Genomic DNA, 14,952 nt, shown 5'->3' on the forward strand with positions numbered 1-14,952 from the left:
CACAGGCGTCAGCGTCGATCGAACGCCGCAAGTTCATAAGCGATCGACGCCTCGACCAGTCGCTCCCACAGATCCGCCACCACCGCTTCGGGTACGCCAGCCGCGCGCGCCGCGGCGCAGGCGTTGCCGATGACCTGTGTCTTGCGGGCCTCGTCGCGGACCGCGCCGCGCTCGGGTTTGATCCGGGCGGCTGCATCCATATAGGCGAAGCGCCGGGCGAGCAGCGCGACGAGCTCGCGGTCGAGCGCATCGACGCCCGCGCGCACCTCGGTCATCGTCGTACAGTCGGGGCCGGGAAGGATCGGATCGGTCATGCGGACAGCCCTTGGCGCGGCATTGCCAGCCTGTCCAGCTTGACTCCTGCGCCATCCCCCGCTACCCGCCCGCCTTCGCAAAAGGCCCCGCACCCCGGTGAAGCGGTGGCCCCGACCAGACCCTCGGGTCAGGTGGAGCGATGACCGGGTATCGATCAGCAAAGCGTACCCCGCGGCGTTGGTCTTGTTATTGGCACTTGCAAGGAATTCATCATGTCGAAGCGTAGCAGCGCAAAGTACAAGCTCGATCGCCGGATGGGCGAGAACATCTGGGGTCGTCCCAAGTCGCCCGTCAACAAGCGTGAATACGGCCCCGGCCAGCACGGCCAGCGCCGCAAGGGCAAGGTTTCGGACTTCGGTATCCAGCTCCGCGCCAAGCAGAAGCTCAAGGGCTATTATGGCGACGTGACCGAGAAGCAGTTCCGCGCCTGCTACACCGAAGCAGCCCGCATGAAGGGCGACACCGGCCAGAACCTGATCGGCCTGCTCGAGCAGCGTCTCGACATGATCGTGTATCGTGCGAAGTTCGCACCGACCGTCTGGGCGGCGCGTCAGCTCGTTTCGCACGGCCACGTCCGCGTCAACGGCGTGAAGTGCAACATTGCGTCGCGTCGTTGCTTCGTCGGTGACGAGATCACGCTGGGCGACAAGGCCAAGGAAATGGCGCTGGTGCTCGAAGCGCAGCAGCTCGCCGAGCGCGAAGTCCCCGATTATGTCGCTCCGGACGGCGCGGCCAAGGTCACCTTCACGCGCGTTCCGTCGCTCGACGAAGTGCCTTACCCGGTGAAGATGGAACCGAACCTGGTTGTCGAGTTCTACTCGCGCTGATCTTCTGATCTTTCGCGACGCAAAAAGGGCGGTCCCGTTGGGGCCGCCCTTTTTCGTTGTGCTGCCTTTCCCCCGCCCCGTTCGCCCCATTCCGTTCGCCCTGAGCGCAGTCGAAGGGCCGCGCGCAAACAGGCAAAGCCCGTGGGGAGAGGCGGCTTCGACTGCGCTCAGCCCGAACGGATTTGAGTTTGTTCAGCTCAAACGGCTTCGACTTTGCTCAGCCCGAACGGAGTGAGGGTGGGTAGCGAGGACAAGATTCGCTACCGAATCCCCATCGTCGCGCGCAGGAACATGTCGCTGCGGTCGAGCAGCGTCGTTCGCGCCTCGGTATCGTCGAGCGAATGCGCGAGCCCCTTGAACTCGACCAGTTCGACCTTCTTTCCCGCGCTGCGCAACCGGTTCGCCATCAGCCGCGATTCGCCGATGCCGACATTCTGGTCGAGGTCGCCGTGGAACATCAGGACGGGCACGGTGATCTTGTCTGCGTTCTGCGCGGGCGACCCCTGGCGGACATGCGGTCCCTTGCCGATGAAGGCGTCGACGAGGGTGAAGTCCATGTAATTGTCGTGCTCGTGCCGCAGCGTATCGAGATCGGTCACCGGCGCGACCGCGACGATTGCCTTGAACAGCGTCGGATCGAGCACCGCGGACTGCAGCGCTGCATAGCCGCCATAGGACCAGCCAACGATCGCCAGCGTCGATGGCGCGGCGATCCCTTCCTTCACCAGCCAGCGCCCGCCGTCGTTGACGTCGCCGATCGCGGTGCGCCACGATTTGAAGCCGTTCTCGCTAAACCAGCTGTCGCCATAGCCAGACGAACCCCGGTAATTGGGCTGAAGCACGGCATATCCACGCGCGGCGAAGAATTGCGCGAGCCAGTCGAACCCCCATTCGTCTCGGGCGCTGGGGCCACCATGCGGCATGACGATGGCGGGCAGGTTCTTCGCGACCGGACCGACCGGCAGCGTCAGATAGGCCGGGATCGGCGTACCGTCCGCCGCCGGGAAGGTGACCGCCTTGACCGGGGCGAGCGTGATGCCTTCGAGCGGCGGGCGCGACCGGAGCAGCTCGTCGAAGTGCCGGGTCTTCTTGTCAAACAGCGCATAGCCGCCCGGGTCGATGTCGCTCCCGGTCCATAGCAGCAGTTTCGATTCGTCCGCGCTCGCATCGACGAAGCGAACGAGCGGTTGTTTGGGCAGCGCCTTGGCGAGGCTCGCCTGGAGCTTCTTCAATTCGGGGTCGAAGAATTCGACCCGCCGGCGATCGGTGACATAGGTCGCGCCGACGACGCGGTGTTGCCGCCCGATCTGCACCAGCCCGGCGACATCGACATCGGGGCGTGCGAACACGAGGTCGCGCTTGAGGCTGCCATCGAGCGCGATCTTGAACAGCGCCTTGCGCCCGTCCTGCACGTCGAACCCGTAGGTGACGTTGAGCGTCGGATCGATCGCATAGGGATCGAAGCCCTGTTCGGTTTGCGAATCGCTCACCACGGTGCTGAGCGGAAGCCAGCCGTTCACGCCGGGCTTGCGATATTGGTAGACCATCTTGGCACCGCTATAGCCGGTGCTAGTCGTCGGCCGCAGGCCCATGATGCGGACGTGGCCTTGCCCGTCGGCGATATATTCGCGCGCGAACGATCGGGGTTTTTCCACGGTCTGGCGGCGGAGCGTGACCGGGTCGACCCGCTCCACGCCCATGCCTTGACCCTCTCCTGCAATATGTGTCCCGGTACCCTCGGTCTCGAGATATTGCCGGGTCATCAATACGGTATTGCCCGTCACGTCGCCCTGCCAGTCGATGATCCCGCCGCCATGCTGCATGATCCCGATCGAATTCATCGACGTCCGCGCGCTGAGCAGTTTCATGTCCTTGCCGTCCGCCCCGAGCGTGACGACGCGGTCGTAGCCGATCATGTCGCTGACGCGCCCGACAGTGACGCTGAACCCGCAGATCAGCCGCGTGTCGTTGGACCATTGGCAGTAATCGAGCTGTTCCTTGTCGCCGGTCGATCCGACCACCGTGGCCGGCGGCGTGGACGAGTCGATCGAGAAGACGACCGCGCGCGACCCACGTTTGGAATCGGTCAGCAACGCCACGAAGCGTTTTCCGTCCGGTGACAGGCTGATCTGCTGGACTTCCTCGCGCGCGCCGAATTTCTTCGCGGCATCGCTTGCCGCATGAAGTGGCATCGCGGTGCAAGCCAGCAACGCTGCCACGACAAAGTGTTTTCTCATCCCCGTATCTCCCCCGCGACGAATGATAGCAGGCAAATCCGGGCCGCCAAGGGACCCCGCGGGTCCGGTTGCACCCGGCGGGCGAGGCTGTCAGAACGGCGGGCGAGCAACAGGGGGTGACGTGCCGGTGAAGACCTTCGAAACACTTGGATTTGGCGTCATGCTGGCGATGCTGCCGCACGCGCTCGCGGCGCAGGCGACGAAGCCAGCCCCAGAGATTTCGGTCGAGACGCTCAAGGACGTCACCAAGACCCTCTCCTCCGACGCGTTCGAGGGCCGCAAGCCGACCACGCCTGGCGAGACCAAGGCGACCGACTATATCGTCGAACGCTTCAAGGCGGCGGGGCTCAAGCCCGGCAACAACGGCAAGTGGTTCCAGGACGTGCCCCTGGTCGAGCTGACCGCGACCAACGTCACGCCGATGACGTTCAAGGGCGGCAAGACGCCCGTCAGTGTCGCCTATCGCAGCGACATGGTGCTCGCGACCTACCGCGTCACCCCGAAAATCGCGCTCAAGGACAGCCCGGTCGTGTTCGTCGGCTACGGCATCACCGCGCCCGAGCGCGGGTGGGACGATTATGCGGGCGTCGACGTGCGCGGCAAGACGGTCGTCATCCTCGTCAACGATCCCGACTGGCAGACCCCGACCAACACCGGCCTCTTCGAAGGCCGCGCGATGACCTATTACGGGCGCTGGACCTACAAGTTCGAGGAAGCAGCGCGGCACGGTGCGGCGGGCGCGCTGATCGTCCACGAGACCGCGCCTGCGGCGTATGGCTGGGGCGTCGTCCAGTCGAGCTGGACCGGGCCGCAGCTCGAGCTCGACGAGAAGGGCGATCATGCCGACCAGAGCCAGGCGATCGGCTGGATTCAGCTCGACAAGGCGCGCGCCTTGTTTGCGAGCGCGGGGCAGGATTTCGATGCGCTCAACAAAGCCGCCAAGGTCAAGGGGTTCAAGGCAGTACCGCTCGGGCTGACCGCGTCGGCGTCGTTCGACAATAGGATCAAGCGGCAGGCGTCGAAGAACGTCGTCGGCATCCTGCCCGGCAAGCCCGTCGCACAGGGCGGCGCGCCGGGCGACTATGTCTTCTACACCGCGCATTGGGATCATCTCGGGCGGTGCGATCCGGTCGACGGCGACGATATCTGCAACGGTGCGCTGGATAACGCCAGCGGGATCGCCGGGCTGGTCGCGCTGGCCGAGGCGAACGTCAAGACGGGGCCAGCACGCCGGTCCGAAGTGTTCCTCGCGGTGACCTGCGAGGAATGCGGGCTGCTTGGTGCGCGTTATTATGCCGAACATCCGATCTACCCGATGGCGCAGACCGTCGGGGGCGTGAACATGGACGGCCTCAACGTCGTCGGTCGCGCGAAGGACTTTGTCGTAACGGGCGCGGGCAAGTCCGAGCTCGAGGACATGATGAAGACGCTCGTCACCGCGCAGGACCGCGTGATCAAGCCCGAGCCCAACCCCGAGCGCGGCAGCTATTTTCGCTCGGACCATTTCGCGTTCGCGCGGGCCGGCGTGCCGATGTTCTACGGCGAATCGGGCGAGGATTTGCGCGTCGGCGGGACCGCGGCTGGCCATGCCGCGACCGAGGACTATATCGTCCATCGCTATCACAAGCCGCAGGACGAATATAATGCGGCGTGGGACTGGTCCGGTGCGGTCGAGGATCTGACGCTCTATTACGGTCTTGGCCGTGCATTGGCGGATGGGACGCGCTGGCCGAACTGGTACAGCACCGCCGAATTCCGCGCGATTCGCGACAAGAGCCGCGCGGGCAAGTAAACACAGGAAGCATCAGGAATGACACGCCTCGTCCCCCCCGCCGAATGGGCCCCGCATTCCGCCGTCTGGATCGGCTTCCCGAGCCATCCCGAACTATGGGTCGAAGACCTTGAGCCCGCGCGCACCGAGGTCGTCGCGTTTGCGCGCGCGGTCCACGCCGAGGGGCGCGGCGAACGTGTGCTGCTCGTCGCGGCGAACGACGAGGCGGCGACGGCGGCGGAGGCAATGGCGGGCGATTTCGCCGAGATCGTGGTCGAATCGTTCGGCGACATCTGGTTGCGTGATACCGCCCCGATCCTGTTGTCCGACGGCAGTGCGCGCGATTTCGGCTTCAACGGCTGGGGCGGGAAGTATGACTTGCCGGGCGACAGCGACATCGGGCAGCGGCTGGCGGTGGACCGCAAGCTTGCGGTCGAGCGTTGTGACTGGATCCTTGAGGGTGGCGCGATCGACGGCGATGGCACCGGCCTCGTCGTCACGACGGAGCAGTGCCTGCTCAACCCCAATCGCAACCCGGCGTTGAGCAAGACGCAGATCGAGCAGCGGCTGTGCAACGATCTCGGCTTTGCGCACATCCTGTGGCTTGGCGACGGGCTGATGCATGACCATACTGACGGCCATGTCGACAATCTCGCGCGCTTCGTCTCGCCGGGCGTGCTCGCGATTCCCGAGGCGGCGGAGAACGACCCCAACTGGCAGGTGTATCAACAAGCGGCCGCCGCCGCGACGGCGATGCCGGGGGTCGAACTGGTGCGCATTCCGTCGCCCGGGCGCGTGCTGCGCGACGAGGAGATCGTGCCGGCGAGCTACATGAACTTCTACATCGGCAATGCGGCGGTGGTCGTGCCGCTGTACGGCGCGCCCAACGATGCGGCGGCGGTCGCGGCGTTGCAGGCGTTGTTCCCGGGGCGCGAGGTAGTCGGCCTGCGCGCGGATGCGATCCTGACCGGGGGCGGCAGCTTCCACTGCATCTCGCAACAAATCCCCGCATAAGGTCGGGGGGCGTCAATGCCCCCCACCGCTGAAGCCACGTCCCCGAGCGCCGGAAGGAACACCTGATCTTCCACCTGCTTTTCAGCCTGCCATGGCTGTTCGTTACGCTGCGCTTCATCCTGCCGCTCCCGTGGAACCCGGCGGCAAAGGTGATTCTGGCAGGCGTGCTGTTGGTCGGCTCGCAATTCCTGCTGTGGAGCCGGCTGTCCTCGGGCTCGCCGTTCGCGCCGGAGATGCCGCGCGGCGTCGTGCTCGCGTTCAACATCGCCTATGGCGCGATCCTGTTGCTCGCGGTGTTCCAGTTGGTGGTCGATCTCGCGCGCCTGCCTGCGCTTTTGATCGGGCAGGGTGGCTTCGCGGTACCGGTAGCGGTGCGCTACGCGATGGGGTTGATGGCGCTGTTCCTGACCGGCCTGGGGGTGGCGCAGGCGCAGCGGGTGCCGCCGGTGCGGGATATCGACGTCGTCATCCCCGGGCTGCCCAATGCGTTTGACGGCTATACGCTGGTCCAGCTGACCGACCTCCACATCAGCCGGCTGTTCCCGGCGCGCTGGACGCAAGCGGTGGTCGATCGCACCAATGCGCTCCACCCCGACCTGATCGTCGTGACCGGCGACTTCATCGACGGATCACTCGCAATGCGCCGTGCCGATGTCGAGCCGTTGCGCGGGCTTCGGGCCGCCGACGGGATTTACGCAATTCCGGGCAACCACGAATATTTCTTCGAATATGACGCGTGGATGGCGCATTTCGCAAGGATGGGGATGCACCTGCTGCCCAACGCGCATGCGGTGTTGACGCGCGGCGACGGGCGGATCGTGCTCGCGGGCGTGACCGACCTGTCCGCGCGCGCAACCGGCCATCCCGCGCCCGATCTCGCCAAGGCGCTGGCAGGGGCCCCGGCGGGCGCGCCGATCATCCTGCTCGACCACCAGCCGCGCATGGCGCGCACTGCGGCGGCTCGGGGCGTGGCGCTGCAGCTGTCGGGGCATACGCATGGCGGGATGATCGTCGGGCTCGACCGGATCGTGGCGCGGGCGAATGCTGGGTTCGTCTCGGGGCGTTATGACGTCGACGGGATGACGCTGTACGTCAACAACGGCACGGGGCTGTGGCCGGGCTTTGCGCTACGGTTGGGTGTGCCCTCGGAGCTGACGCGGATTACGCTGCGGGCAGGGGCGCGTTAGACTGACCTCTTCCGCTCGCCCTGAGCGCAGTCGAAGGGCCGCTTGCCGATCCGAGCGGAGCCTGTGGCGCGCGCGGGGCTTCGACTTCGCTCAGCCCGAACGGGTAGAGGGGATCCCATCGCAACGAACGCCACGCGCGTGAAACCGCGAGCCTGCTTGCGGAGGGGAACTGCGCCTCACAATCGCCCCAGCAACCGCTCGATCGAGTCATGGTGTGTCGTATCGTCGCCGCATTCGCGTTCGAGCACATGCTTGATCCGTTCGAGCTCGTCCTGCGTCATATGCTCGATCCCGATGAACTCGTTGCGGGCGGCGGTCGTTGCGCGGATGATCTCGTCGAGCTTGGCCTGGATCGCCGATGCGTCGCGATTCTGCGCATTCTGGATCAGGAACACCATCAGGAAGGTCACGATCGTCGTCGAGGTGTTGATGACGAGCTGCCAGGTGTCCGAATAATGGAACACCGGCCCGGTCAGCCCCCACAGCAACACCACCGTGAAGGCGGTGATGAACGCGATCGGTCGCCCCGCCCAATTGGCGACACGTTGGGCAATCGTCTCGAACACACGTTCCATCAGCGATATCCCGTTTGAATCTGGCGCGCGAACCACGATATGGCTGCGCATGACCGAAATCACCGTCGCCGCCCTGCAGCTCGCCTTCACCAACGATATGGACGCGAATATCGAGCATGTCTCGGAACTCGTGCGCGAGGCCGCGAGCCGGGGCGCGCAGGTGATCCTGCCGCCCGAACTGTTCGAGGGCGAATATTTCTGCCGCGTCGAGGACGAGGGGCTGTTCTCCAACGCGAAACCGGTCGGCGAGCACAAGGCGGTGCTTGCGATGCAGGCGCTCGCCGAGGCGCTCAAGGTGACGATCCCGACGAGCTTCTTCGAGGCGGACGGACCGCATCACTACAACAGCCTCGCCATGATTGGCCCCGACGGCGAAGTGCAGGGCGTCTATCGCAAGAGCCATATCCCGGACGGCCCGGGCTATGAGGAGAAATTCTATTTCCGCCCCGGCAATACCGGCTTCAAGGTGTGGCATGGTCCTGCGAAGACCACGCTCGGCGTCGGCGTATGCTGGGACCAATGGTATCCCGAGACCGCGCGCGCGATGATGCTGATGGGGGCGGACGTGCTGTTCTACCCCACCGCGATCGGCAGCGAGCCGCACGACACCTCGCTCGATACCGCACGATTGTGGCGGCGCGCGATGGTCGGCCATGCGGTGTCCAACGTCGTACCGATCGTCGCGGCGAACCGCGTCGGCACCGAGCATGACCAGACCTTCTACGGCACCAGCTTCATCGCGGACGAGCGCGGCGACATCATCGTCGAACTGGGGCGCGAGGAGGAAGGTGTGATCACCGCGACGTTCGACCTCGACCGTGTCAAGCGCCACCGAGCGGCGTTCGGATTTTTCCGGGATCGTCGGCCCGAGCTGTACGGACGGCTGGTTGAGGATATCTGAGCAAGGCTTTGAGGGTCCGCGTGACCCGCGGAGGCGATCGGACTTGGGGGGAGGGCGAAACAAGTCGCCCGGCAGTCTCGATCGCCCCCGCGTATCGGTACGCTACGCTTCACGGCCGCAGCAATACTCCGCGTCAGCCACCGCTGTCATAGCGGAAGCTTCGACAAAGGTCCCTCATCCATTAGTTCAACGGATCCGCCGTTAAGATACCGGGGAATCACGTAGTTCTGCTGCGCGTGCGAACACCGCCTCGAACATCTCGGTCGTCAGGCGACCGGTATTCTGGTTGTAGCGCGAACAATGGTAGCTATCGATCAGGATCCGCCCGTCGGGCATGCGATGTTCGGCAAGATGCCCGAACTTGCACTTGGGCAGTCGGCCACCAAGAGCCTTGACCGCGGACTGATGCGCGATCTGTCCTAGCGCCACGAACACGCGCGCCTTCGGAATCGCGGCGATCTGCCCTTCCAGGAACGGGCGGCACGTACGAATTTCTTCGGGCGTCGGTTTGTTCTGCGGCGGCAGGCATTTAACCGCATTGATGATCATCGCGCCCTGCAATTGCAGCGTATCGTCGGGCTTGGCCTCGAAGGTACCCGTCGCGAACCCGTATTTGGTGAGCGTATCGTACAGCAACACCCCCGCGAAATCGCCCGTAAAGGGCCGTCCGGTGCGATTCGCACCATGCTTGCCGGGGGCCAGCCCGATGATGCCGAGCCACGCCGCGGGGTCGCCGAACGCGTTTACGGGGGCATTCCACCAGGTCGGGAATTCCTCCCGCAATTCGTGGCGGAAGGCGACGAGGCGCGGACAGAGCGGACAATCATGCGGCGGCTCGGAGTCCGCGATCGGGCTGGGTGCGAAGTTCATGAAAAGCCGATAGGCGTGTTTGGGTGTCGATCTCAACCACCTACCCGTCTTATGCGATTGCGATCGGATCGAACCGACGCGGCTGTCATGGTCACCCTCGCGACGAAGTGCGTGCGGCGATCGCGGCATTGCCCGGTGTCGTGGCGGTTTCGCGACTGATCGAGACGGCACCGCTGGGGCCATCGCTGCGGCGTTTCACCAATGCGGCAGTGCTGTTGCACAGCGCCGAATCGCCCCCCGCGATGCTGGCGCGCCTCAAAGCGATCGAGCGCGACTTCGGGCGCCGCCGTGGACAGCGGTGGTCGGCGCGCGTGATCGACCTCGATATTGTGCTGTGGTCGGGCGGCGTCTGGCGCGATTCCGCATTGTGCGTGCCGCATGCGGCGTTTCGGAGCCGCGACTTCGTGCTGCGACCGCTCGCGCAAATCGCGCCGCGCTGGCGCGATCCGCTGACCGCGCGGACGATCCGGCAACTGGCGACGCGCTTGGACAAGGTTGACCGAACGCCGATCCGCTCCTAACGCGCATCGGCGTGTGTGGGCTCGTAGCTCAGTCGGTAGAGCAACGGACTTTTAATCTGTAGGTCCCGGGTTCGAATCCCGGCGAGCCCACCACGCGATCCCCTCGGCCAACCAGTGAACGAGCGGAACGCGCGCGGCTCCGTCAATTCGACAGGATCGCCTGCGTCGATTGCGCGAGCGCAGGGCGGGCCGGTGGGGCATGCAGCAGCGGGCTTGCCGCCTCGATCTTTGCGATGATCCCACTCGTCAGCTTGTCGAGCGCTTCTTCCGAGAAAAAACCGCCCGGGACGAGGCAGCGCTCAATCAGTACGCGGCGAAATGCATCGAACGTCGCGGCGTCCGGTTTTCCGGGGTTCGACCAGAAATCGTTCAACCGCCCCTGGAAGGTGATGTCCTCAATATCATAGACCGCCTGACCGAGCGCGATCACCGGAATTCCCTGTGCGAGCGCGAGCGTGCCGCTGGTACTGTTGATCGTCACCATGCCGCGCGACGCGAGCGAGATCGGTACGATGTCGCCGCCTTCGAGATAGTCGATCCGGTCGGTCACGCCGTGCAGCGCGGCAAGCGTCTTGGTTTCCAGCCGCCAGTCGCGGACGCCATTGTCGAGCGGATGTTCCTTGATCACGAGGCGCAATTCGCGCGGCGCATGGCTGGCGAATGACGTGATCACCATGCGCAGCGCGTCGGCGATCCCGGCGAACGACGAGTGCAACCGGATCTGCGCGTCCGAATCGAGTTGCAGCGGGAACAGGATATACGGCGCGTTGCGCCGCATCATCGCAGCCTGGACCGCCTGCGCGCGCTGTGCTGCCGCCTTGCGTCGCGTCAGTCGGCGGACCCACCCCATGCCCTCGACCAGCGGATGCCACGGGCGGTGGTTTTCCCAATGTGGATAATGTGACCGGCTGAGCACGTCGGCGGTATTGTAGATCAGCGCCTCGGTCGCGCGGCGCCGGAAGGATGACGGAACGGGTGCATGTTGCGGTACCGGCGGCAGCAGCGCCGCCTGCGCGCGGTACCATGCGGGGTCGCGCGGCAAGGTCGAGTGGCCGTTGACTCCGCCGAGCTCGAGCGTGACCCAGTCGGGCCGGATATAGCCTTCCTCGAAGACATGGACGGGGACATGCATGTCGCGACAGACCGCAATCGCGGCCATGTGGATCGGACGGCAGTCGCCAAACAGCAGCACGTCGGTAATCGCCCGGTCGGTGATAATCTGGCGCAGCATCGCGGGCCAATCCTCGAGGCTGCCGCGATAGTCGATGCCGTTGGGCAGACGCCAGAACAGCCGGTCACCCCCGTTGAAATTGACCTTGTGGACACCGTAGCCGTCCTGTCGCAGGACCTGGCCCAGTCGCCGGAACAACGGGCCCATCAGGCCCTGCAGGAGCAGGATGTTGCGCTCCGCGAGCGGTTGTACCACCGCCGCCGACGCCGTCCGCGGCTGAGTGACGGATTCGTCGGAAATCATGTCCGCCATCCGTAATTCCTTTTGTTTCTCAATGGTGCGGTCCATCGGATCGCACTGGCTTTGTTCGTCCATAGAACTGCACCGGTGATTTTCCAAGCAGCCGCAGCCAAACGCCCGGGTGCGCTGCCGGGGTCGTGACAGTTTCGTGGCCGGGGGTTATAGGCGACCGCGTTTCTCTTCTGCCGGACCGATCGTTTCCGTTTCGGCGCTACAGGGATGCAACCCATTCTGTGGCGAACGGCGTGATCCCTTTTCTGACAATGCTGCTTCTTTCGGTGGTGCTCGACGCAGCAGCGCGGCCACGGGCGCGTACGGGGCGTGACTGGCGTGGCGTGGCGCTCCACCTGATGGTCATGACGGGCGTCTTCGGCGTGATCCTCACGGGCACGGGGAACCCGGTGATCGCCGCGCTGGTAAGTGTCGCGCTCGTGGCGTTGTTCATGGTCGCCTCCAACGCCAAGCGCAAAATGCTCGGTGAGCCGTTGGTCTTTTCCGATCTGGCGTTGCTGGTGGGCGTGGTGCGACACCCGCGCTTCTATTTCTCCGCGCTTTCGGTGGCGCAGCGCTGGATGCTGGGGATCGGTGCGGGGATCGCGGTCATCGCGATCGCGCTCTTGTCGTCCGGCGCGGTGCGCCCGCATCTGACCGGATTGGCGCTTGCCGTGGGAGTCGGCGTGGCGACCGCGCTGCTATTGCGCAGCCGGGCACTCGACGGGCTTGCCGCGACTCCCGACCTTGAGGCCGATTTCGCGCGGCTGGGCATGATGGCCTCCTTGCTGCTGTACTGGTGGCGGTGGCGCGGATCGTCGGATCCACAACCGTGCCCTGCGGTAGCGCAACAACCCGGGGCCGACCTGCCCGAACTCGTCGTGATCGTACAGTGCGAATCGTTTTGCGATCCGGTCGAACTCACCGGCAATCCGCGGGATGCCTTTCCCGGGCTGGAGGCGGCGCGGAAGGCGGCGTGGCAATGGGGTACGCTCGATGTCAGCGGATTTGGCGCCTATACGATGCGGACCGAATATGGCGTGCTGTTCGGGCGCAGCGAGGAAGCGCTAGGATTCCGGCGCTATGACCCGTTCCTGACGGCGGCGGGCGATGCGACACACGCGCTGTCCGCGCAGATGCGCGGCGCTGGATATCGCAGCCTGTTCGTCCACCCGCATGATTTGCGCTTCTACAATCGGGACCGGTTGATGCCGCAGGTTGGCTTCGCCGCGATGATCGGGGAGGAAGGCTTTCCGCCGCGCGGTGCCGGGGCGGGGCGCTACGTCGATGACCGGATGCTCGGTGCCTCGGTTATCGGAATGATCGAGGCCGCCACCGAACCGACGATGATCTACACCGTCACGATGGAAAACCACGGGCCGTGGGACAGCGACACCGCGCGCGATGCCGCCGGGCGGCGCGACGCATATCTCCGCCATGCACGCAGCAGCGACGCGATGCTGCAGGATCTGACGGCGTATTTCGCGCGCGCGGGGAAGTCGGCGCTGCTCGTCTTTTTCGGCGATCACCGCCCGAGTATTCCGGGGGTTACCGCCCCCGGTGGTGCGCGGCATACCCCCTATGTCCTGTTGCGCTTCGGCGCGGACGGGGTGATTGCCCCTGGTACAAGCGGTCCGACCAGTCTCACCCCGGCCGAATTGCACCACGCTATTTTGCGCTGCGTGACGGCACCCGGCGAGGTTATTCGCCGCGCGGGATGAGTGCGGTGAGCAGACGGTCGCGCAGCGCCGGCGGCAGCAACCGATCGAACCAGCGCAACACCACGAACGGCCAGGGAAAGATCACATGGCCTTGCCCGCGCGCCGCCGCCGCGGCGATTCGCGCGGCGGCATTGGCTGGCTGGATCTGGAACGGGCGGGGCCCCTCGTTGCTGCGACTCGCTGGGGTATCAATGAAACCGGGGGAAACGACCGTCACGCGCACGCCGTGTTGGCGCACGCTCAACCGCAACGCCTCGCCGAAGCGCAGCAATCCGGCCTTCGACCCGGCATATCCCGCGGCGAAGGGCAGCGCGTGGAAGGCTGCGGCGGAGCCAACCAGCACGATTTCCCCGCCCCCGCGCTGCGCCATGCGCCGCGCAAGCGCCGCCGCGATCGCGCTTGGTGAAACGAAATTGACGAGGCCGAGTCGCGCGATCTGGTGTGCATCCTCGACCAGCTCGCCTGCGGCACGCACGTCCCCGGCACCTGCGACCAACAATGCCAAGGTGATCGCCCCCGCGTCGTCGTCCGCCTCGATCGCGGCGATCGCGGCGTTGCTGTCGGTCAGGTCGAGCTGACGCAGAACGACCGCGGCACCCGCCTGGCGGCACGTGCTCGCAACCGCCCCCAGGCGCGCGGCATCACGCCCCCACAGGACGAGCGTCCGCCCCGGCGCGGCGTAATGGCGTGCCAATGCGGCCCCCAGACTGCCAGATGCGCCGGTGATGACGATGCGGTCCGGTGATGAATTGTTCATAAGTGGCTTTTACTGTGGCATCAGTGATTTGAACGTTGGCTCCGATCCGATCGGCACGTCGCGGCGGTCTGCCGCATTGCGGGTTGACAGGAGGGGGCCGGGTCTGACCATAGCAATCTCCATATTTGCGCATTGGACTGTGAGTTTGCGAGGCCTGCCTATGATGAATAACAGGTCCGATGGTACCCGCATTCGGCTGTTTCGGAATGATTTCCTAGAACGGTTCACATTGATTTCGCCGGCGGCCTTCGCCGTCACCTGGACGATCTTTCTCGGTTTTGCGATCTACGCTAGTTGGGGCGTGACGAGCTTCGGCATGTCGATCGCGCTGGTTGCGCTCGGCGTGCTGATCTGGACGCTGTTCGAATACATCATGCATCGCTTCGTCTTCCATCTGAAGTTCACTTCGGAATGGGGGCGGGGGCTGATCTTCATTGCGCATGGCAACCATCATTCGATGCCTGGCGATCCGTATCGCAACATCATGCCGCCGGTCGTCAGCGTGTTGATCTCGTGCGGGGTGTGGTTCCTGTTCGTCCAGATGATCGGCGACGCTGGGTCGGTGCTCTTCGTTGGGTTCGGGATCGGCTACGTCGTTTACGACGTGACGCACTATGCCTGCCATCAATTTCCGATGCGCGGCCGGATCCTGGGGGCGTTGCGTCAGCATCACATCCGGCACCATTATGCGAAGCAGGAAGGCAATTTCGCGATCACGGCGATCCTGTGGGATCGCGTGTTTGGGACGTATATCCCCAAGAAAAAGAAGCGCGCGTAAACGATCGGGCCAGCGG

General features: G+C 65.0%; 14 protein-coding genes and 1 tRNA gene. 9 read left to right on the plus strand and 6 right to left on the minus strand.

Features of this window, described 5'->3' with window-relative positions:
- Window positions 1-8 precede the first annotated feature (8 nt).
- Window positions 9-314 carry a chorismate mutase gene (locus AC3WJR_RS17080; protein ID WP_354283098.1) on the minus strand — a complete coding sequence of 102 codons (306 nt, stop codon included), beginning with the start codon at window positions 312-314 and terminating at the stop codon, window positions 9-11.
- Window positions 315-527: 213 nt separating this feature from the next.
- On the opposite strand from AC3WJR_RS17080, the gene rpsD reads away from it, so the two are divergent.
- Window positions 528-1,142 (plus strand): 30S ribosomal protein S4, encoded by a 615-nt coding sequence (gene rpsD / locus AC3WJR_RS17085; RefSeq protein ID WP_131532475.1) that lies wholly within the window; start codon window positions 528-530, stop codon window positions 1,140-1,142.
- 260 nt (window positions 1,143-1,402) lie between these two features.
- Here rpsD and AC3WJR_RS17090 read toward each other — a convergent pair whose 3' ends face one another.
- Complete coding sequence (locus AC3WJR_RS17090; protein ID WP_492726437.1) at window positions 1,403-3,379, minus strand: alpha/beta hydrolase family protein; 1,977 nt, start codon at window positions 3,377-3,379, stop codon at window positions 1,403-1,405.
- A 160-nt stretch (window positions 3,380-3,539) separates the two neighbouring features.
- On the opposite strand from AC3WJR_RS17090, the gene AC3WJR_RS17095 reads away from it, so the two are divergent.
- From AC3WJR_RS17095 to AC3WJR_RS17105, 3 genes are all read left to right on the plus strand, one after another.
- Window positions 3,540-5,171 (plus strand): M28 family metallopeptidase, encoded by a 1,632-nt coding sequence (locus tag AC3WJR_RS17095; protein ID WP_492726712.1) that lies wholly within the window; start codon window positions 3,540-3,542, stop codon window positions 5,169-5,171.
- An 18-nt stretch (window positions 5,172-5,189) separates the two neighbouring features.
- Window positions 5,190-6,164: an agmatine deiminase family protein gene (locus AC3WJR_RS17100; RefSeq protein ID WP_492726439.1), complete on the plus strand. Its 975-nt coding sequence runs from the start codon at window positions 5,190-5,192 to the stop codon at window positions 6,162-6,164.
- A gap of 149 nt (window positions 6,165-6,313) precedes the next feature.
- The gene (locus AC3WJR_RS17105) at window positions 6,314-7,351 is read left to right on the plus strand and encodes a metallophosphoesterase (protein WP_492726441.1); all 1,038 of its coding nucleotides are present in this window, start codon (window positions 6,314-6,316) and stop codon (window positions 7,349-7,351) included.
- Window positions 7,352-7,527: 176 nt separating this feature from the next.
- On the opposite strand, the gene AC3WJR_RS17110 is transcribed toward AC3WJR_RS17105, so the two are convergent.
- Complete coding sequence (locus AC3WJR_RS17110; RefSeq protein WP_492726443.1) at window positions 7,528-7,926, minus strand: low affinity iron permease family protein; 399 nt, start codon at window positions 7,924-7,926, stop codon at window positions 7,528-7,530.
- A gap of 49 nt (window positions 7,927-7,975) precedes the next feature.
- Between AC3WJR_RS17110 and aguB the strand changes: the two genes are divergently transcribed.
- A complete protein-coding gene (gene aguB / locus AC3WJR_RS17115; protein WP_492726445.1) occupies window positions 7,976-8,827 on the plus strand; it encodes an N-carbamoylputrescine amidase in 852 nt (283 codons plus the stop codon).
- A 201-nt stretch (window positions 8,828-9,028) separates the two neighbouring features.
- Here the strand turns inward: aguB and AC3WJR_RS17120 are convergent, their stop codons facing one another.
- Window positions 9,029-9,697, minus strand: a complete 669-nt coding sequence (locus AC3WJR_RS17120) for a uracil-DNA glycosylase (protein ID WP_354283085.1) — start codon at window positions 9,695-9,697, stop codon at window positions 9,029-9,031.
- 23 nt (window positions 9,698-9,720) lie between these two features.
- Between AC3WJR_RS17120 and folK the strand changes: the two genes are divergently transcribed.
- Window positions 9,721-10,218, plus strand: a complete 498-nt coding sequence (gene folK / locus AC3WJR_RS17125; protein WP_492726446.1) for a 2-amino-4-hydroxy-6-hydroxymethyldihydropteridine diphosphokinase — start codon at window positions 9,721-9,723, stop codon at window positions 10,216-10,218.
- 17 nt (window positions 10,219-10,235) lie between these two features.
- A tRNA-Lys gene (locus AC3WJR_RS17130) sits at window positions 10,236-10,311 on the plus strand.
- 49 nt (window positions 10,312-10,360) lie between these two features.
- On the opposite strand, the gene AC3WJR_RS17135 is transcribed toward AC3WJR_RS17130, so the two are convergent.
- Window positions 10,361-11,701, minus strand: a complete 1,341-nt coding sequence (locus tag AC3WJR_RS17135) for a capsule polysaccharide biogenesis protein (protein ID WP_492726448.1) — start codon at window positions 11,699-11,701, stop codon at window positions 10,361-10,363.
- Between the two features lie 251 nt (window positions 11,702-11,952).
- Between AC3WJR_RS17135 and AC3WJR_RS17140 the strand changes: the two genes are divergently transcribed.
- The gene (locus tag AC3WJR_RS17140) at window positions 11,953-13,401 is read left to right on the plus strand and encodes an LTA synthase family protein (protein WP_492726450.1); all 1,449 of its coding nucleotides are present in this window, start codon (window positions 11,953-11,955) and stop codon (window positions 13,399-13,401) included.
- Here the strand turns inward: AC3WJR_RS17140 and AC3WJR_RS17145 are convergent.
- Window positions 13,382-14,158 (minus strand): SDR family NAD(P)-dependent oxidoreductase, encoded by a 777-nt coding sequence (locus tag AC3WJR_RS17145; protein WP_492726452.1) that lies wholly within the window; start codon window positions 14,156-14,158, stop codon window positions 13,382-13,384. The genes AC3WJR_RS17140 and AC3WJR_RS17145 overlap by 20 nt on opposite strands.
- A 229-nt stretch (window positions 14,159-14,387) precedes the next feature.
- Between AC3WJR_RS17145 and AC3WJR_RS17150 the strand changes: the two genes are divergently transcribed.
- Window positions 14,388-14,936, plus strand: coding sequence for a sterol desaturase family protein (locus tag AC3WJR_RS17150; RefSeq protein WP_492726454.1), 549 nt, complete (start codon window positions 14,388-14,390; stop codon window positions 14,934-14,936).
- The last annotated feature ends 16 nt before the right edge of the window (window positions 14,937-14,952 follow it).

Source organism: Sphingomonas sp. FW306-05-A, assembly GCF_058782275.1.

Coding starts and splice junctions, on each gene's coding strand:
- AC3WJR_RS17080 (WP_354283098.1), bottom strand. CDS start 314: ATGACCGATCCGATCCTTCCCGGCCCCGACTGTACGACGATGACCGAG.
- rpsD (WP_131532475.1), top strand. CDS start 528: ATGTCGAAGCGTAGCAGCGCAAAGTACAAGCTCGATCGCCGGATGGGC.
- AC3WJR_RS17090 (WP_492726437.1), bottom strand. CDS start 3,379: ATGAGAAAACACTTTGTCGTGGCAGCGTTGCTGGCTTGCACCGCGATG.
- AC3WJR_RS17095 (WP_492726712.1), top strand. CDS start 3,540: ATGCTGGCGATGCTGCCGCACGCGCTCGCGGCGCAGGCGACGAAGCCA.
- AC3WJR_RS17100 (WP_492726439.1), top strand. CDS start 5,190: ATGACACGCCTCGTCCCCCCCGCCGAATGGGCCCCGCATTCCGCCGTC.
- AC3WJR_RS17110 (WP_492726443.1), bottom strand. CDS start 7,926: ATGGAACGTGTGTTCGAGACGATTGCCCAACGTGTCGCCAATTGGGCG.
- aguB (WP_492726445.1), top strand. CDS start 7,976: ATGACCGAAATCACCGTCGCCGCCCTGCAGCTCGCCTTCACCAACGAT.
- AC3WJR_RS17120 (WP_354283085.1), bottom strand. CDS start 9,697: ATGAACTTCGCACCCAGCCCGATCGCGGACTCCGAGCCGCCGCATGAT.
- AC3WJR_RS17135 (WP_492726448.1), bottom strand. CDS start 11,701: ATGGCGGACATGATTTCCGACGAATCCGTCACTCAGCCGCGGACGGCG.
- AC3WJR_RS17140 (WP_492726450.1), top strand. CDS start 11,953: ATGCTGCTTCTTTCGGTGGTGCTCGACGCAGCAGCGCGGCCACGGGCG.
- AC3WJR_RS17145 (WP_492726452.1), bottom strand. CDS start 14,158: ATGAACAATTCATCACCGGACCGCATCGTCATCACCGGCGCATCTGGC.